The 19,060-nt window shown below is 38.2% G+C and carries 14 protein-coding genes; all 14 read left to right on the top strand.

Going from position 1 to position 19,060, the window contains the following annotated elements; all coding sequences use genetic code 11:
• The first annotated feature begins 4 nt into the window (after positions 1 to 4).
• The 14 genes from OCV77_RS00980 to OCV77_RS00910 are packed head-to-tail and all read left to right on the top strand — an operon-like array spanning position 5 to position 19,048.
• Positions 5 to 1,033 (top strand): acyltransferase, encoded by a 1,029-nt coding sequence (locus OCV77_RS00980; RefSeq protein WP_317246609.1) that lies wholly within the window; start codon positions 5 to 7, stop codon positions 1,031 to 1,033.
• 29 nt (positions 1,034 to 1,062) lie between these two features.
• On the top strand, positions 1,063 to 1,953 hold the full coding sequence (locus tag OCV77_RS00975; RefSeq protein WP_262572486.1) for an alpha-1,2-fucosyltransferase: 891 nt from the start codon (positions 1,063 to 1,065) through the stop codon (positions 1,951 to 1,953).
• A gap of 18 nt (positions 1,954 to 1,971) precedes the next feature.
• Positions 1,972 to 3,531, top strand: coding sequence for a hypothetical protein (locus OCV77_RS00970; protein ID WP_262572483.1), 1,560 nt, complete (start codon positions 1,972 to 1,974; stop codon positions 3,529 to 3,531).
• Positions 3,532 to 3,548: 17 nt separating this feature from the next.
• Entirely contained in the window at positions 3,549 to 5,450 is a 1,902-nt protein-coding gene (locus tag OCV77_RS16405) for a WecB/TagA/CpsF family glycosyltransferase (RefSeq protein WP_317246608.1), read from the top strand.
• Positions 5,440 to 6,453 carry an acyltransferase family protein gene (locus OCV77_RS00955; protein ID WP_262572480.1) on the top strand — a complete coding sequence of 338 codons (1,014 nt, stop codon included), beginning with the start codon at positions 5,440 to 5,442 and terminating at the stop codon, positions 6,451 to 6,453. The genes OCV77_RS16405 and OCV77_RS00955 overlap by 11 nt, the downstream gene beginning before the upstream one ends.
• An 18-nt stretch (positions 6,454 to 6,471) precedes the next feature.
• Positions 6,472 to 8,043 carry a glycosyltransferase family 39 protein gene (locus tag OCV77_RS00950; RefSeq protein WP_262572478.1) on the top strand — a complete coding sequence of 524 codons (1,572 nt, stop codon included), beginning with the start codon at positions 6,472 to 6,474 and terminating at the stop codon, positions 8,041 to 8,043.
• 4 nt (positions 8,044 to 8,047) lie between these two features.
• A complete protein-coding gene (locus OCV77_RS00945; protein WP_262572476.1) occupies positions 8,048 to 9,553 on the top strand; it encodes a DUF6056 family protein in 1,506 nt (501 codons plus the stop codon).
• Positions 9,550 to 10,779 (top strand): glycosyltransferase family 4 protein, encoded by a 1,230-nt coding sequence (locus OCV77_RS00940; protein WP_262572474.1) that lies wholly within the window; start codon positions 9,550 to 9,552, stop codon positions 10,777 to 10,779. Before OCV77_RS00945 ends, OCV77_RS00940 begins: the two co-directional genes overlap by 4 nt.
• Entirely contained in the window at positions 10,776 to 11,843 is a 1,068-nt protein-coding gene (locus OCV77_RS00935) for a glycosyltransferase (RefSeq protein ID WP_262572472.1), read from the top strand. Before OCV77_RS00940 ends, OCV77_RS00935 begins: the two co-directional genes overlap by 4 nt.
• 18 nt (positions 11,844 to 11,861) lie before the next feature.
• Positions 11,862 to 13,013 carry a glycosyltransferase family 4 protein gene (locus OCV77_RS00930; protein ID WP_262572469.1) on the top strand — a complete coding sequence of 384 codons (1,152 nt, stop codon included), beginning with the start codon at positions 11,862 to 11,864 and terminating at the stop codon, positions 13,011 to 13,013.
• A 13-nt stretch (positions 13,014 to 13,026) separates the two neighbouring features.
• Positions 13,027 to 13,890, top strand: a complete 864-nt coding sequence (locus OCV77_RS00925; protein ID WP_262572468.1) for a GT-D fold domain-containing glycosyltransferase — start codon at positions 13,027 to 13,029, stop codon at positions 13,888 to 13,890.
• Positions 13,891 to 13,906: 16 nt separating this feature from the next.
• On the top strand, positions 13,907 to 14,950 hold the full coding sequence (locus OCV77_RS00920) for an O-fucosyltransferase family protein (RefSeq protein WP_262572466.1): 1,044 nt from the start codon (positions 13,907 to 13,909) through the stop codon (positions 14,948 to 14,950).
• A gap of 14 nt (positions 14,951 to 14,964) precedes the next feature.
• Entirely contained in the window at positions 14,965 to 16,707 is a 1,743-nt protein-coding gene (locus OCV77_RS00915; RefSeq protein WP_262572463.1) for an ABC transporter ATP-binding protein, read from the top strand.
• 7 nt (positions 16,708 to 16,714) lie between these two features.
• Positions 16,715 to 19,048, top strand: a complete 2,334-nt coding sequence (locus tag OCV77_RS00910; RefSeq protein ID WP_262572461.1) for a hypothetical protein — start codon at positions 16,715 to 16,717, stop codon at positions 19,046 to 19,048.
• The last annotated feature ends 12 nt before the right edge of the window (positions 19,049 to 19,060 follow it).

Raw genomic sequence — 19,060 nt, 5'->3', positions numbered from 1 at the left:
GTATATGAATCAGAGGAAAAAAGTGTATATAGAGATGATCAGAATTATTGCGGTGGTATGTATTATCTTTAATCATACAGATGGTACGCAGTATTATCACGCAACATCCAATACGGTAACCTGGTTATATTCTATGACAGGAACGATCCTTTGCAGAATGGGAGTACCTCTTTTCTTTATGATATCAGGAGCATTGTTGCTGGAGAAAAAAGAAAGTGTGAAGCAGTTATTTCGCAAAAGAATCGGTAGAATTGTAGTTGTTCTTTTGGGGGTATCGTTATTTTATTATAGCATGGATATCGTTCGATATGGTATGGAAAAGGCTTCAATTGCGGACTTTGTAGAAAAGTTCCTGACAAATGGAATCAGAGAGTCATTATGGTTTTTATATGCATATCTGGGAATGCTGATGATATTGCCTTTTTTTCAAAAAATGATATTAAATATAGATGGGGCTCTGATAAAATATTTGTTGCTTCTCAAGGTGGTTTATGACATTGGAATGCCCTTGATCCAGATCCTTTTTCGGGTGCATATTTATTTAGATCTTGGATTTGTTGGGGATTATATTTGTTATATGATACTGGGGTGGTATTTAGACAAAGATCCGGATCATATATTTGAAAAACTTAAAACCTGGAAAACCTCATTATTTTTAGTTGCATCAATTGTGATAAATATCGTTATCATGTATGTAATTTTCAAATTAAAGGGACAGTATGATGTTTTGGGATTTGATCTTTTGACAGTTATTATGGTTCCCTGTTCTTGGCTATTGGTAAAAAAGGTAACTGATAATATATCACAGGATGGCTGGACGGGAAGAACGATCCTGAACATAGGAAGCTGTGTATTTGGTATTTATCTGTTGGATAATTTTTGCAGATGGCAATGGCTATCTCTTTATCTTAAGTTATGTGAGAAAACAGTTGGGGTAGTAGCCTGCAGTGCTTATGTTGGTGTGGTTTTTTTGACAGGGTTACTATATTCCTGTATTTTGAGAAGGCTCCCGATTGTAAAAAAATATATATAAGACATTGATAGTGGATGAGAGGATAAGAAATGCTTATTATAGAGCTGGCAGGCGGATTGGGCAATCAATTGCAACAATATGCTTTGTATCAGAAATTTGTAACATTGGGAAAAGATGTGAAAATTGATATTTCCTGGTTCCAGAAGAATGAGACTGATATTACACCAAGAAAACTGGAACTTGCTTTGCTTAGTGGAATTGAATATGTACAATGTACAGAAAAAGAAAAAAACATGCTTATTGGAAGCGGTGGAATACAAGGAAAATTAAGAAGAAAGATTTTTCCGGCATCTGTACACTGGTTCCATGAAAGCAAAATGTATCATCCAGAAATATTTGAATTTGAGAATATGTATATATCTGGATATTTTGCCTGTGAAAAGTATTATAGAGATATCCTACCAGGACTCCGCACGAAAATAGAGTTTCCCCCAAGCAGTAATCCATTAAACGAAGAAATGGAGAAGAAAATACAGCAGACAGAATCAGTTTGTGTGCATATACGAAGAGGAGATTATCTGAATGCCCATAATGCAGAGATGTTTGGTGGAATCTGTACGGAAGAATATTATAGGACGGCTATGGATTATATGAAAAAGAACAATCCGGATGCTCACTTTTTTGTTTTTTCTGACGACAGCGAATATATAAAGGAAAAATATCAGGGGGAAAATTGTACGATTGTAGACATTAACCATGGAGAAAACAGTTATTATGATATGTGGTTAATGAGCAGGTGTAAAAATATTATCTGTGCCAATTCCACATTTAGCTTCTGGGGCGCCCGGTTAAACAAAAATTCGGATAAAATTATGATTCGTCCATCGATCCACAAAAAAGGCCAGAGTTTTGTGAAAGAAGAAATGGAAGATTTATGGCGGGGTTGGACATTTGTGAGCCCAGAAGGATATGTTTTATAAAAAGGAGAATTCGGATCAGTGACAAATAAAAAAAACAATGGAGAACTTACAATTTCACAGGTCTGTTTTTATGTATTCTTCTGCATATTATTATTTGCAAAGGGGATTGGACTTTATGATGGGCAGTTAGCTTTTAAGGTTTTTCTGTTAATAGCCTGCTTTGCATTTGCAGTGAAATTGGTTTTAACGGACTTTACACTCAGAGAAGTTATGTATACCATAGCAATGTTGGCTTTAGGCATGGTTATTTACTTAATAAGCGGGGAAAAGGGAGCATTATTTTGCATTATGCTTCTAATCAGTGTGAAAGGAATGAACGTTCAACAGATATTTCGAGCAGGTTTAATAACCTGGATCTTATCTTTTGGAAGCCTGTTCTTTTTGACTGCATCTCATTTAATTAACAGTTCAGTGAAAGTACATGACAAATTTGGACTTGGAAGAATAATCAGGTGGAATCTTGGATATGCACATCCCAATGTTTTACATGTATCCCTTTTGTTATTATTGTGTTTTATAGTGTATTTGCTTGGAAAAAGCTATAATGTCAGATGGTTCTTTGCACTTGAAGTGATAAATGGATTTGTGTTTATATATTCGCTCAGTTCAACAGGTTTTCTGGTAGCTACATTGTATCTGATACTAGCACTATACTGGAGTTATAGAAAGAAGATTGGGAAGGTAGAAAAGATTCTGCTGATGCTATATGCGGCAGGGTGTGTATTTATATCGGTGATAGCACCTTTAATACTTGAAGGAAGGGCATTTGAACTGGTAAATAAACTGGTAAATAACAGGCTGATTTTATCACAATGGTTTTTGACTAATGTACCTATACATTTATTTGGAAATAAAATGACAGATATAGTAACTTCTTTGAGGACGATGGATAATTCGTATGTGTTTGCACTGATTACGTATGGATCTGTCTTTTTTATCTTGATTATATTTGGTTATCTGCAGTTGATCTGGAAATTAGGAAAGGAACAGAAAGGAGAGGCTCTTTGTGTAACAATTGCATGTCTGACTGCAGGGATTACAGAGCCATTTCTGTTTAATACATCCTTCAAAAATATATCATTGGTTTTTCTGGGATTGGCAGTATATGAAAAAATGCAGAAGGGAAAGATTATATATTGTGGTGGAAAATTTGATAGAAATATAGAATTTCCTGAAATAGACTTGGGAAAGACAAACAGAAGAATAAGACAGTCTGTTTGTGGGAAAAAACAGAAACTGCTTGGCATATCATTCATAGCAGGAATAATAGTAGGTGGAATTGTGTTTGGCATCTTTAAGGCACCCGACAGATATCTTTTCCCAAGAACAGCCTTTGAGTACACCAATGATATAGAAGAAAGCTATTATCTGCAAGATGAAAATGATGCTCCGCAGCCCGGGGATAAAGTAATTGGTTATGTTGATCAGAAAACAGAAATGGTTCCTTTTTCCGGGAATATTGCAAGAGTGGAACAGATAAGAAATATGTTATTTGCGGGAGTAACAACGGCAATTGCAGTGTATGGGGCAGGAATTATTTATCTGGTTATAAAAGAAAAAAAGAAAAAGTTGGTGTAGCGGCACAGGTATAGAAGATGAAAAAGAAATTAAGATATTGCCCAATATTAAATACAAATATCAATGTAACTAATATGCAGGAAACAATAGAATATTTAACGGAAAATCTGGATGAATTACGGGGAAATTATATATGTGTTTCCAATGTTCATACTACAATGATGTCATACAGGGATAAAGATTATAATATAGTCCAGAATAGTGGTGCGATGGCGCTGCCTGATGGTAAACCTTTGTCAATGGTCTGCAGAAGCAGAGGCTTTTATGATGCAGAACGGGTACCTGGACCTGATTTGATGCCCAGAATTTTTCAATTGTCAGAAAATAGAGGATATCGCCATTTCTTTTATGGTTCTTCTGAGGATACACTGCATAAACTGGAAGCAGAGCTGAGAAAACAGTATCCCTGGCTGGTTATTGCAGGGATGTATTCGCCGCCCTTTCGCAAGCTGACTGAAGAAGAGGATAAGCAGGTTATTGCAAGGATCAATGAGGCAAAGCCTGATTTTGTATGGGTTGCACTGGGAGCACCGAAACAGGAAATATGGATGTATGAGCATCGTAATAAAATAAATGGGATAATGATTGGCGTTGGGGCGGCATTTGATTTTTGCGCAGGAACGGTAAAGAGAGCACCCGGATGGATGCAGGAATTATGTATGGAATGGTTGTACCGGCTTACCCAGGATCCCAAACGGCTATTTACACGATATCTATCAACAAATGCCAGTTTTATTTTTTGCGTGGTCAGAGAAAACCGGAAAGACCGTAAGAAGAACCGGAAGAAAAAAGTAGCAATGATCGGACATAAAAGAATTCCGTCCAGAGAAGGTGGAGTTGAAATTGTGGTAGATGAAATAGCTACAAGACTTACGGAACTTGGATATCATGTAGATGCTTATAACAGATCCGGATATCATGTATCAGGAAAAGAGTTTGATGAAAAAAGAGGAAAAATATATAATGGGATTCGGCTGATCACAATACCTACTTTTAAGAGCAGCAGTCTCAATGCTATTGTATATTCCTTTTTAGCAACATTAAGAGCACTGTTTGGCAGGTATGGCATTATTCATTATCATGCTGAAGGTCCCTGCGTGATGCTGGGATTGCCTAAATTGTTTGGGTATAGAACAATTGCTACCATCCATGGACTTGACTGGCAAAGGGCGAAGTGGGGAAATCTGGCAGCACATGTACTGAAGTATGGGGAAAAGCAGGCAGCAAGAAAAGCTGATGAAGTAATAGTGCTGTCTCGAAATGTCCAGGAGTATTTTTGGAATACTTATCACAGAAGGACAGTATTTATACCAAATGGAATAGAGAAACCAGTCAGAAGAGATTGCAGAGATATCAGAGAAAAATATGGACTGGAAAGGGATGACTATATTCTGTTTCTGGCAAGACTGGTACCGGAAAAAGGAGTGCATTATCTGATAGAAGCATACCAGAAAATAAATACAGATAAAAAGCTTGTTATTGCCGGAGGCAACAGTCATGCAGCGGAATACATGCATAAAATTTATCAGTATGCCGAACAAAATAAAAATATTATTATGACAGGGTTTGTCCAGGGAAGAATATTGGAAGAGTTATATTCAAATGCCAGTATTTTTGTGCTTCCCAGTGATATAGAAGGAATGGCATTAAGTCTTCTTGAGGCAATGAGCTATGGAAACTGTTGCCTTGTAAGTGACATACCTGAAAATATGGAAGTTGTAGAGGAATATGCAGAACACTTTAAGAAAGGTGATGTGGAAGATTTAAAGAGAAAGTTGCAGTATCTGGTAGACAATCCGGATATCGCAGAAGGCTACAGAAATAAAAGCAGTAATTTTATCTGCAATAAATACAATTGGGATGCTGTAGTAGAAAAGACAATTAAAGTGTATAATGGAGATGTCGTTTATGATAAGTAAAGAAGGAACGACAAGAGAGACGTGGATTGATGCAACAAGGGGAATAGCCTGTATCCTTGTGCTGTTGGGACATCTGCTGCAGGGACTTGAAAAAAGTCAGATCATACAGGACGCGGGGATGTATTCATGGTTTGAGTATACGATTTATTTTTTTCATGTACCGGTTTTTTTTATCTGCAGTGGGTATTTATATCAGAAGAAAAGAAGGGTTTCAACATGGAAAGCCAGAGGAATTAACATATTGGAAAAGGCAGTTAACCTGGGAATTCCCTATATGGTGTTCAGTGTGATAACCTATATGATGAAATTGCTTTTCAATAATAGTGTTAATGAGACACAGGATGGTGGAATTTTTAGAGTGTTATTTACAGATCCACTCTCACCATACTGGTATTTGTATATTCTCTTTTTTTTATTTGTATGTTATCCTACGTTAAATGAGAAGAGACAGGTGGTAATTACCGGAATTATAGTAGTTATATTGTTTATGTTTCAGCGAAATGAATATGTTTTACAAATTTTTCCGGTACAGGGTATTTTACGTTGGGGCATCTGGTTTTATGCAGGGATGGTCATAGCGTGGAGTAAAAGAAAAATAAGATTTCGTAGGATCACATTTTTATTGTCATTGAGCCTGGTTCCAGTGTCGTTTATAGGATTTGGAAGAGAGTTAAGTGTGATAAGGTGGATTTTGTATAGTATGGTAATGGGAGTATTGGGATGTCTGCTGGTATTTCAGACAGGGTGCTTCCTGACAGACAGGATATCAGACAGGCTGATTGCTCTTTGCGGAAAATACACAATGCCAGTATTTCTTATGCATACAATATGTGCAGCGGGTTTCAGAAGTATTCTGCTGAAGATGGGGATAAGAAATTCAGTAATACATATTGCAGGGGGGATCGTGATCAGTATAGCAGGCTCCTGCGTGATAGCAAAGCTGTTGGGCAAGAGTAAATATCTGAGATGGATGCTATATCCAGATTTCAGATGGAAAAGATAAGATTGTAAAGAGGGAATCATGGATAAGTTAAAAAAAGGACGATTATTAGAGATTTTTATTGTTATATTAGGTTCCACAGGAATAGTTCTTGCAGTGGTACTTGGACTTGGGACACTTACAGCAGGATTTCATATGGTGGATGATCATGAGTTCCTGGAGTGGACTTATGGATTACAGACAGGGCAGTATTCTCTGTTAGAACTGATCAGATCTGTCCTAAGCAGGGATATTACACTACGTTATGAACCCTTTTATTATATGATGAGGATTATTGGTACTTATCTGTTTGGATATAATACAGTCGCATTTAGTATTATTAAAGCAATACAGATAGTAATCAGTATGGTTTTTCTGTATGCATGCGGAAAAGAAATGGGAGCAAGCCGGTTTTTTTCCGTATTGTTTTCTTTAACAGCATTAATGGGATATCAGTCAGCAGCATGGTGGAAGCTTGGACCACAGGAATCCCAATGTACAATGTTGTTCTCTGTTGGTTTTTTCTTCCTGCTCAGATATCTGAAGAATAAAAAAATATGGCAGGGAGTAATAAGCCTTCTTTTCTTTATTGTTATGTGCCAGTATAAGGAGTCTTTTATTTTATTACTGCCCTTTATAATTTTATATATTGTGTATGACAGGATCAAAGTATTTGACAGATTACCTGAAATTAAAGTGATCATGAAGGAACTTAAGCAGGATTACTGGATTATAGGAGTCCTGGCAATGGTGTTTATAGCTTTGGTTAGCGTGATTATGCTGATATCAGGAGGCGGTGATAATTATGATGGCTTTGGTATAAGCAGTTTGTCAGGATGTATAGAAAATCATATACATTCATTTTCCGGGGATCTGAAATGGTATGCAAGATTTTCACCTCTTTTTATTGCGATCATGCTTACTTACTGGGAGGAATTCAAGAAGCTATGGAAAGAGATAATTTTACTGCTGGCATTTCTGGGACCACAGTTTCTGGTTTTTTCAGGAACAGGAATTGGAGAACGGTATATGCTTCCAAGTACGATCGGATATGCATGGTTTTTCATTATAGTGATATCTAAATGGAAACCGTTGTCAGGAAAGCGAAGAATCGTATATACGGCAGGATTGATTCTTATGCTTGCAGCAAATATCAGGGCAATGGCAATAGAAGCAGATTATTACCGTTATCGGGGAGAGAGTGTAACAGCCATGCTGGAAGCGGTAGATGAAATATCTGACGAAGAAACAAATATCCTTTCCTGTTTTTTCCCTAATATAGAAGGAAATATGACAGTTCACTACTGGTATGATCTGCATGGGAAAAATAATGTATATTACTGGTATGAAGATGATGGTGTAATTAATCAGGTATTCGATCCCAATATGTGGATTGCAGACAATAGTGTATCAGAACAACAGGACTTTGGGAAAATGGATATTGTTATTCTGTACAATCAGGACGATAGACACTGGTGCTATGATCCATCCCTTGATGCGAGTGGGTTTGATATTACGAAGTGTGGTTCCATGACAATCTGGACAAAAAAAGAAAAAATAGAAAAACCCCAGGTTAAGGAGATCAGGGATTATTTTTATGCAATGGAGAGATAAGGGAATGAAGCAATGGGATAGATTTGCCAGATGGATTGATTTAAAAAAAATTGCTGTTATTACCATAGGTATCTATATTATTACCATGCTGCCATTATGGTATCTGGCTTTTTTTGCAAGACCATCAGGAGATGATTATGGCTATTCAGGGGCAACCCATAGAATATGGCTTGCAACGCACTCTCTGCTGCAGGTATTGAAAACAAGTCTGGAAACAACAAAGAGTATGTGCATGACATGGAATGGGGACTGGTTTACTGTGTTTATTTTTACTCTGATGCCGGAGGCATTTATTACATACAGTTTCTGGATAGTTCCGGTTACTATGTCATTACTGATGATGATATCATATTATTGTCTGGCCAAAGAAGTTCTGGTGAACAGATTAAAATTAGAGAAGTATCAGAGTGCCATGATTGTGGCACTTGTATTGATGCTCAGTTTTCAGTTTATCCCAAGTACGGCTATAGCAATGTACTGGTATGTAGGGACGATCCATTATATTTTGCCCCATATTGTGGCGATGTTTGCGCTTACAGCTCTGTCAAAATTTGAGAGAACAGGAAGGATAAAATATATCTGGTTATCTGTACCTGCTGCAATCATGATGGGAGGGAGCAGTTATTTCTCAGTCCTGCTTGTTTTAATGATATATGTGCTGACAATGTTGTGCTGGGGCAGGAAGAACAGAAAACTGTTTTGGACAGGAGTGCCACTGACAGCAGGAATTGCAGCGACAGTTATACAGGTGATTATGCCTGGAAATGCAGCGAGGGCAGCAGAAGAGGGGAGTCATCTTACCCTCAGCGGCAGTATGATAGTTTATACGATCATACGATCTTTAGTGCAAGCAGTTCAAACTATAGGAACATATTTTACAGATAAAACATTTATATTTCTGGCTTTTATTGTAATTGCAATCCTGACATGGGAATGTCTGAATGGCAGACAGATGGAATTTCAATTTCCTCATCCGATCATTTTCACTATATTGATGTATGGATTTTTTTCGGCAATGTTTGCGCCGGAAATATACGCGGCAGTAGAAGTATCGTTAGGTCCAGCATCCATGCAGTATCTGACATTCATACTTACAGGAACGGCAACTATTGTTTACTGGGAAGGATGGATCCAGTTCAGAAGACGGAAAGATGCTGGTATGAAGAAGGACGATTATCATAGTAGAATAGTCATTCCAGCATTGATTGTCTGCTGTCTGGTAGTCTTTATAGGTCGGGGAACATTATTGGAAAACAGTGTATTTAAGATGTCAACAGATTATATCAGAAGTGGACAGGCAGCGGATTTCAAAAGACAAATACATTCACAGATGGAGATACTGCTAGATGACAGTATCAGGGAAGCTCATTTATGTCCGATCAATGACCAGCAGGGGCCGCTGATGCATATGCCAGTAACGGGTGACCCAGGGGCATTTACCAATCGTGTAGTAGCAAAATTCTATGGAAAAGATTCTGTGGTTATGGATGAGTCATGGGAGACAAAATGAAAATATTGTTTATAAATAAATTCCTCTTTATGAATGGTGGATCTGAGACTTATATGTTCAGTATAGGAAGAAAGTTGGAAGAACTTGGACATGAGGTACAGTATTTTGGAATGGAGCATACAGGCAGATGCGGAGGTAACCGGCTGGGATGTTACACTGATGAGGTAGATTTTCACAGCAGTGGAGTGGCACGGTTTTTATATCCGTTTAAGATTCTGTATTCCAGAGAAGCTAAACGGAAGCTGCTTCGTGTATTAGAAGATTTTAATCCGGATACCGTGCATATTAATAACTTTAATTTTCAGCTAACGCCATCCATTATTTATGCGATAAAGAAATATGACCGGCAGACTGGCAGAAGGACAGCAATTATTTATACAGCACATGACGGACAGCTTGTATGTCCAAATCATCTGATGCAGCAATATATATCAGGAGAAAGATGCCAGAAATGTCTGAACGGTAATTTATGGAACTGCACAAAATATAAATGTATACATGGATCGACAGTTAAAAGCCTGCTTGGAACAGCAGAAGGTATATTATATCGTATTTTTAAACCATATAAGAAGATTGATAAGGTTATTGCGCCAAGCTTCTTTCTGGGGGAAGTTTTAAGCCACAATGATCAGCTAAAGGGGAGAATTATAACGCTTCATAATTTTGTAGGAGATATTACACTTACGGAAGAGGAAAAAATAAAAGAAAACTATGTTCTGTATTTTGGAAGATATTCCAGAGAAAAAGGAATAGAGACTTTAGTTAAGGCATGCAGAGAGGTGCCGGAAATTCCATTCATTTTTGCAGGAAGTGGAGAACTGCAGGAAATGGTTGACCGGACAGCCAATATCCAGAACAGAGGATATCTGTCAGGAAGAGAATTGTACAGATTGATAGCAGGGGCAAGATTTACTGTTTTTGCGTCAGAGTGTTATGAAAACTGTCCTTTTGCCGTTATGGAATCACTTACCTGTGGAACACCGGTTCTCTGCGCAGATATTGGAGGGGCACCAGAGCTTCTGGAAGCAGGAACGCAGGGAGAATTGTTTGAACCTGGGAATGCTGATGAATTGAAAAGTAAGATAGAATTATTGTGGAATGACAGAAACAGAATAAAATATTATACAGATAACTGTACAGAAATCAACTTTGACACGTTAGAGCAATATTGTACAAAATTACTTGGTATCTACAAAGAATGCGGACGAGAAAGAGAACAGGCATGATGAAAGTTACTTTTCTTATTCCCAGCATGGCGGGAGGCGGGGCAGAAAGAGTAATTTCTGAACTGGCAAATGAATTTGTAAAAGAAAAAATAGATACAACAATTTTGATGACGGCCGGGGATGAATGTGTGTATACACTGGATAGCCGGGTGAGGCTTGTTTCAGTTGGGGGGATCAGTGGCGGCAGTATGAGAAAACGTCTGAAACGGCTTGCTGATATGAGAAGATATTTCAGGAAGAACAGGGACAATATTCTGATCGTCTTTGAGCCGGATGCTGCATTTTTCGCGGCAGTTGCAAAGACGGGATTGTCAATGAAAATGATTTCATCTGAAAGAAATGATCCTGGTTCGTTTGGAAAACAAAAGACAAGGAAGTTTGCATATCGTCACTCTGATAGAATTGTATTCCAAACAGGGGATGCGAAAGCATATTTCCCAGTGAATGTACAGAAAAAAGGGCTTGTGATTCCCAACCCGGTATCTGTACCGGATATCCCTGTTTACAATGGAGAGAGGGAAAACACAGTTGTATGTGTTGGACGGCTGGAAGAGCAGAAAAATCACAGAATGCTCTTAAAAGCATTTCAGATATTTTCACAGCAGTATCCGGAATATACACTGCATATGTATGGAAAGGGTACATTAGAAAAAGAGTTAAAATTGCTTTCAAAAAAGCTTGATATAGACTCAAAAGTTATATGGGAAGGATTCTGCAGTAATATAGCAGAACGGATACAGAGGGCTGGCATGTATGTTTTGTCTTCTGATTATGAAGGGATATCCAATTCTTTGTTAGAAGCGATGGCGATAGGATTGCCAGTGATAGCTACGGACTGTCCTTGTGGTGGATGCAGATTATGTATTGAGAATGAAAAAAATGGATTGCTTGTTCCAGTAGGGGATGACAAGGCAATGGCCGAGGCAATGGGCAGAATTGCGGCGGAACCGGAAAAGGCTGATAGCATGGGGAAAACGGCATCGAAAATTGCAGAAAGGTTTTCCATCAGGCATATTTCCGGTGAGTGGATAGCGTTAATTAAAGCATTTTGTGTAGAAGAATAAGGAAAAGGTTGTAAATTTATGCGTTTCTTGTATGTAGCACCAAGATATCATACAAACCAGATCCCGATCATGAAAGGGCTGACTGAAAATGGGGATAGTGTCTGTTTTGTCAGTCATTATCAGGGAACGGTAGAAGATTATTCCTATGTAAAACCTGTGATTGCGGGATATTCTTCTTTATTTCTGCTTGGAAATGCCATATACTTAAAAATGCATAAAAAGAATAGTCATGCCGGGGATATGAAACTGAAATTCGGGTTTCCCAGTGCCAGAAGAATCAGACATATTGTCAGGGATTTTAAGCCTGAGGTAATGATTATCCGGGAAAGATCCGTTTATTCCATTGTTGTATGTCAGGCATGCCGTCATATGAAAATCCCTATGATTCTGTACAATCAGAGCCCGCTTTGGGAGAATGAGATAAAAAAAGATTTTCCACACCGTGTTGTGAAGAAACTGTTGCCAGCGGTGAGGATCACACCGGTTTTAGGAAAGCAGGACGTAAATAAAGAAAAAGAAGATAATGCATTCTTTGTGCCCTTTGTAATGGAACCAAGGTTGCCATCGGAAAATAAAACATGGTTTCAACAGGGGATGATTCATATTTTATGTGTTGGTAAATATGAAAAACGAAAAAATATTGCTATGCTTTTGGAGATCATAGATGAGATCAGAGATCATTTCCCGATAAAGCTTACAGTTGCAGGAGAATGTTCCAGCGAATTTCATAAAGCGTACTATAAGGAGCAACAGATTTATATACAGGAACATCATCTGGAGCAGCATGTAACATTGCTTAAAAATCTCAAAAGAAGTGAAATGGATGAATTATATGCAGGCGCAGATCTGTTTGTGATTCCGAGTACAGCAGAACCGGCATCCATATCGCAGCTTGAAGCAATGGCGTTTTCAACTCCTGTGATCTGCAGTGATCAGAATGGATCTGCGTGTTATGTCAAACATGGAGTGACAGGATACCTGTTTCGGGACAATGACAGGATAGCTTTAAAAGAAGCACTGGAGAATGCTCTGGAAGATAGAGAAGGACTGCAGCAGATGGGGAAAATGGGCTACAATGAAATAAAGGAGCATTGCAGCTTTCAGGAGTATTACAGGGGGATACAGAAGTGTCTGCAGCGTATCGGTGAACTAGAAAAGGAAAGAAAATAATATAATGAGTCATTTGAAGGATAAAATAAAAGAAGCCGTATTTCATATTGCATTTGAATGGAAAAAGAAAGGAAAAACGTCCATCAGGGTAAAATCAATTGACGAGACAATTGATGACCTGATCAGATCAGATAAGAGTCTGGTTCGGTTTGGGGATGCAGAAATATGGATCATAGAGGGAAGAACCACAAAATTTCAGAACTATGATCCACAATTAGCTGTGAGACTGAAAGAGATCATAAGTTATCAGACAGATGATATATTGGTAGGTATACCGGATATTTTTGAAAATTTGGATCCCTATACAAAGAAAAGCAGGAAATTTTGGGAGGAGCATGTATTCTTCTCGAGAAAAACATATGAGAAATATTGTAACAGGGATAAAGTATATGAAAATGCCTTCTTTTCAAGACCATATTATATATATGAAGACAAAATGCAGTCAGCAGAATGGTTTAAAAAGATAAAAGAAATATGGAAAGGAAAGGATGTTGTTATAGTTGAAGGAGAAGGAACACACAGTGGTGTTGGAAATGATCTTCTGGACACAGCTAATGCGATAGAGAGAATTATATGCCCTGGGTTAAATGCATATTTTGCATATGGTAAAATCAAAGAGAAATGCCTGGAATTTGACAAGGGGAAATTATTTCTTTTTGCACTTGGGAATACAGCTAAGCTTTTAGTATGTGATCTGGTTGCAGAGGGATATCGGGCTATAGATATTGGCAATCTTGATATGGAGTATGAATGGTATCTGCAAAAGGCAGAATCTAAAGTGCCTGTTCCAAAGCATTCTGTAACAGGCAGAGAAGAGAATTTAAAGGCTGGTTATACTGCTTATTTAGAACAGATCAGGGCGGAAATAACCTTATAAAAGGGAAATTATAAATATGGACAGACTGAAAAAGGGAATACAGAGGATACGGTTTGCGTTGTACTGCTTAAGGCAATCAGGGGACAGCCGCTTTGTAAAAAGAGTAAATGAACTGGGAAAAGATAATAATCTGGTAGAACTGATAAAAACAGATAATGGAATAATACAGGAGCCGGTTTACTTTATTGATATGGAAGAGTCTCATTCCGGCTTCTTCGCAGAACATAACAGATTGCTTGGCTTCTTATACTTTGCAGATCAATATGGACTAAAGCCGGTAGTCAGATTCCACAAAGGGTATTGTTATGCAGAGGATCATCCTGTAAATGGAACAGACAATCCGTTTGAATATTACTTTGAACAGCCTGCAGGTATTACAGTAGAAGACATTAATAAGTATCAGCATGTCCTGAAAAGCAGAAAAGAGAACAGCAAACAGGCAGTCTTATTAAATGAAGATGCTAATGGCTATATGAGAAATGAAAAATATCTGCAGGAGATGGGGAGGATCACAGAGAAGTATATTCATCTGAATCCGGTTCTGAAAGAGTATATAGAGAGTGAAAAGAAAAAATTATTTGGAGAACAGGCAGAAGCAGATATCCTGGCGGTTCATGTCAGAGGGACTGATTTTAAACAGAATTATAATGGACATCCCGTGCAGGTTACTATAGAGGAGTACCGGCAGGAGGCCAGAACGGTATATGATCGAGGAAACTACAGACTTCTTTTTCTTGCAACAGATGATGAAGATGCGATAGGTATCTTTAAAAAGGAATTTGGGGACAGGCTTGTTTATTATACAGATGTGATCCGAAGCAAGGGAAAAGAGACTGTTATGAACAGTATTGTGGATAGGAAAGATCATCATTATATGCTGGGAGTAGAAGTGCTCAGGGATATGTATGCGCTGGCAGCCTGTGGAGGACTTGTAGCAGGTCTTTCCCAGGTAAGCTATGCAGCAAGAATACAGAAGAAAAGTACTGGACACGATTACAGAGACTTGTCCATTTTAAATAAAGGGATTAATTATCATCAGAAAGAGAACTGTCCTGATTAGAAACGAGGAAAAGCATGTATAGGAAGCTGAATTATATTTTTGGAACCAAGGATAAAGTAAAGATCGCATTACTGCTGGTTATGGTAGTAATTGGAAGTATCATGGAACTGTTTGGAGTGGCTATATTTTCTCCATTTGTAGATATTATCATGGATGCGGATAAGATCAGCAGCAATCCTTATCTTTCCTATTTTTATGATCTTCTGGGATGCAGTAGTTCGAAGGAATTTCTGGCATATCTGGCAGGGTGTATTATCTTTATTTATGTATTTAAAAATATCTTTCTCTGGTCAGAGCAGGATTGTATTCTTAAATTCTCTTACAATATGCAGAAGAGAATATCAACCAGACTGCTCCGCAGCTATCTGTATGAACCCTATGTTTTTCATCTGAATAAGAATGTTGCAGAATTGCAGAGAAGTCTGCAGGAAGATACAGGCCTGTTTTCACAGATGCTGGTGCACACCATGCAGTTGATTGCTGAGGTTGTGGTCTGCATTGTTCTTGGTGTATATCTGTTTATAACAAGTAAGTCAATCACTATTGTGGTTCTTGGTGTGTTGATCCTCTGTGTGGGTCTATTTGTGTCTATTACCCGTAAATTCAGCAAGAATCTTGGTAAGGAAGGCCAGATTTATAAAGCGAAGCTGTATCAGTGGATTAATCAGTCCATGGGAGGAGTTAAAGAAGTTAAGGTACTGGGAAGAGAAGAATATTTTGTCAGGAATTATGATAAATACTATGGCCTGTATGCCCGTATCCTTCGACTGAATAAACTGATCTCCATTACACCCAAGTATATCGTGGAAGCATCCTGTATGACGGGACTTCTCGGTGCCATTATAGGAAAAATGTTCTGGGGACAGAGAGAGGATATTGTGACATTTATACCGCAGATCGCTGTATTTGCGGTGGCAGGATTCAAGCTGATGCCTTCAGTAGGGAAGATTAATGAACATATTTCCAATATTCTGTTTGCCATTCCTTCTGTGGAACTGATTTATAACGATCTGAAGGAAATTGAAGATCTGAAGAAGCAGGAAGTAGATGAAAATCAGGAATGGAAATTTACAGAGGGAATTACAGCAAAGGGAATCAGCTATGCTTATCCCAATACAGAGAAGTGGATCCTGGATGGCGCTGCCTGTAGGATACCCAAGGGAAAGACAGTTGCATTCATAGGCGGTTCCGGTGCGGGCAAAACAACTATGGTAGATATTCTTCTCGGGCTTCTGGCTCCACAGATCGGTAAGGTTATGGCAGGTGAGATTAACGTCTTTAAGAATCTTTCCGGCTGGCATAAACAGATCGGTTATATTCCACAGACGATTTATCTGTCAGATGAATCCATCAGGAATAATGTCGCATTTGGAATAGAGGAAAACGAGATTGATGATGAAGCAGTAAAAAAGGCGATTCAGAAGGCGCAGCTCAGTGAGTTTATCGATACTCTTCCGGAAGGACTTGAAACAATAGTCGGAGACAGAGGTGTACGTTTATCTGGTGGACAGAGACAGCGTATAGGTATCGCAAGAGCATTATATCATGACCCAGAGATACTGGTGCTTGATGAAGCCACTTCTGCGCTTGATAATGAGACGGAAACTGCAGTTATGGAGTCCATAGAAAGCCTGCAGGGTGTGAAAACAATCATTATCATTGCACACCGGCTGACTACGATACGAAATGCTGATATTATTTATGAAGTAGAAGATGGAAAAGTGGTAGAAAAGGATAAAAAAGAGATATTTGGGTAAAGTAAGCATGAAAAAGGGGAATGTTATCGCAGGTATTATATTAATATTAGTATTAGTGGGAATTTTGGCAGTAAAAGATACAGAAAGTACGGCTTATATAGCTTCCAATGCCAATGATGAGATTATATTACATACGGGAGAGGTGTTGTCACAAAGCTGGTTATCAGAGCAGAAAAAGATTGGGGGATTTGTACTCCAGCTTGCTAATGTGCCACAAACAGTGGAAAGTGGCAGCATAAAAATGGAGTTAAAGGATCGTGAAAGTGGAGAAATACTTGTCAGTGAAGAAAGGGTACTGGCAGAATTACAGGGAAGCTCTCTTAGCTTCCGCTTTCCTGTGATAAAAATGAAACCGGTCAGAGAACTGGAAGTCTTGCTGGAGCTGAACGGTGATCCTAATGCGGAAGTTGTACTTAAAGTTAATAATGATTACAGCGGATGTAAAATAAATGGGGAAGACAAAGACTGTGGACTGGGATCAGAATTTATTTATGTGAAAAACAGTGCTGTCTTTGTGGTTATGGTATCACTTGGGATCATTTTTGCTTTAGCTATTAGTCTTTCACTTCTGACCAAACATGAATTTGCTGATACAAGTGGTGTTATTGCTATTGGTATCTGCCTGGTGCTTTATATATGTGCCATGGCAGGAAATGCTTCGGTTGGAATTTACCTGATTGAGGGTTTGGCTGCTTGCGGGTTGATATATATCTTATATTGTCTATTTACAAACAGATGTCAGGTGAAGAATATACTTTCATTTGGAATGGCAGCAGTCGGGATTTTTTTCCTGTTCACGATTGTTTATAATTATGGGACGATTATAACAGAATCCGATGAATTTTCTCATTGGGCATTAGCGACCAAGGATCTGTTTTATTCAGATAAGTTATATTCCCATGAGGGGACAACAGTTATGTTCACCAGGTATCCTCCGCTCATGTCACTTTTCCAGTATTATTTTATGAGTGTAAATCAACTGTTCTCAGATAAATTTCTGTTTATTGCATACCAGTTATTTGGATTTCTGCTGCTTTCAGTTATATTGAGAAAGCGGGATGGTATAAAAAAGAAGGTTGTTCTGAGTGGGGTGTTATTTTTATTCCCTCTGTTGTTTAATACAAACTATTATAATAAAATAATGATTGACGGATTCCTGGGAATTCTGTTTGCTTATGTATTGTACTGCTTTTTCTTTGAAGAAATGGATCTTTTTAATCTGGTCCGGCTGATATTTGGAATGTCAGCACTGGTATTAACGAAGGAAATGGGGGTTGTACTTGCGGGACTTGCTGGTATGGTATTCCTTATATATACGGTGTGGGAGCAAAGAAAGCTTGGCACCAGGAAGGAATGGCAGATCATACTGACTGGCATAATAGCACTTGCTGTTTTCGGTAGCTGGCAGATCTATTGCCAGATGCATATCGGTAATGTCACAGAAAAGGGTATGGCTGATGCCATACAGATGATCAGCGGGGGAGGCCATGACGTAGAGGATAAGCTATCATTTTTCCTTCAGACAGTCTTAAGTAACATTAACAGTGTTTGGAATGGGATAAAAATAGGGCCTTTTTCTGTGCTGACAATATTAGTGATATTTCTGTTTGCGGCCTATAGCATTAAGAAGAGAACAGACAGAAAAAAAGAATGGGTAATAATGGAATTGCTTATAACGGGAAGTGTGGTATACTTTTTATGTATTGTGTTTCTGTATGTTACAGTATTTCCCATACAGGATGCGCTGACAGCAGCTTCACTTGACCGGTATCTATTTTCTTATGTAAGTGGAATAGTATTTTTGATAGTTGCTTATATAGCAGCTTATGGAAGAAAAGAGACAGAATATATACGGATAGGTATTTTAGGGCTTGCAGTATTATTTCTGGCACCAACAAGTGGTCTGTTTGCTATGAACCAGTATGAAGAGAAGAGACAGTCTATTCTGTGGGGATATGATAAAATAGAAGAAAACTTTCAGAGTTTCCTGAATAAGGATGATGCCATATTCTTCTGGTGTGATGATTCACAGAAGTTGTCACATTATATTTTTCAGTATTATATGTGCCCAATTCATGCACAGTCTGGAAATACAGGATGTTCCTTCACTTACCATGAAGCTGATGAAGAAAAGGTAAGTGATATATCAGAGATCGAGAATATAATTGGCAAATATGATTATGTATATCTGGCCAATTATTCTAAAAAACAGGAAAAGTATTATGGGTCTCTGATTGGTAAGGGAGTACTGCTGGATGGCGGTATATACAGGGTGGAAAATACACAGAATGGCGTGAAGCTGGTATTACAGGGATATTCTCCTATTCAAAGATTTTATTAGAAACAAAAGAGG

Origin of the sequence: Suilimivivens aceti (assembly GCF_025567405.1) — a bacterium.
In the GTDB taxonomy this organism is placed as follows: domain Bacteria; phylum Bacillota; class Clostridia; order Lachnospirales; family Lachnospiraceae; genus Suilimivivens; species Suilimivivens aceti.
Note: the sequence above shows the minus strand (reverse complement) of the source record. Positions and strands in the feature narration are given on the sequence as shown.

Coding starts and splice junctions, on each gene's coding strand:
- OCV77_RS00980 (WP_317246609.1), top strand. CDS start 5: ATGAATCAGAGGAAAAAAGTGTATATAGAGATGATCAGAATTATTGCG.
- OCV77_RS00975 (WP_262572486.1), top strand. CDS start 1,063: ATGCTTATTATAGAGCTGGCAGGCGGATTGGGCAATCAATTGCAACAA.
- OCV77_RS16405 (WP_317246608.1), top strand. CDS start 3,549: ATGAAAAAGAAATTAAGATATTGCCCAATATTAAATACAAATATCAAT.
- OCV77_RS00955 (WP_262572480.1), top strand. CDS start 5,440: ATGATAAGTAAAGAAGGAACGACAAGAGAGACGTGGATTGATGCAACA.
- OCV77_RS00950 (WP_262572478.1), top strand. CDS start 6,472: ATGGATAAGTTAAAAAAAGGACGATTATTAGAGATTTTTATTGTTATA.
- OCV77_RS00945 (WP_262572476.1), top strand. CDS start 8,048: ATGAAGCAATGGGATAGATTTGCCAGATGGATTGATTTAAAAAAAATT.
- OCV77_RS00940 (WP_262572474.1), top strand. CDS start 9,550: ATGAAAATATTGTTTATAAATAAATTCCTCTTTATGAATGGTGGATCT.
- OCV77_RS00935 (WP_262572472.1), top strand. CDS start 10,776: ATGATGAAAGTTACTTTTCTTATTCCCAGCATGGCGGGAGGCGGGGCA.
- OCV77_RS00930 (WP_262572469.1), top strand. CDS start 11,862: ATGCGTTTCTTGTATGTAGCACCAAGATATCATACAAACCAGATCCCG.
- OCV77_RS00920 (WP_262572466.1), top strand. CDS start 13,907: ATGGACAGACTGAAAAAGGGAATACAGAGGATACGGTTTGCGTTGTAC.
- OCV77_RS00915 (WP_262572463.1), top strand. CDS start 14,965: ATGTATAGGAAGCTGAATTATATTTTTGGAACCAAGGATAAAGTAAAG.
- OCV77_RS00910 (WP_262572461.1), top strand. CDS start 16,715: ATGAAAAAGGGGAATGTTATCGCAGGTATTATATTAATATTAGTATTA.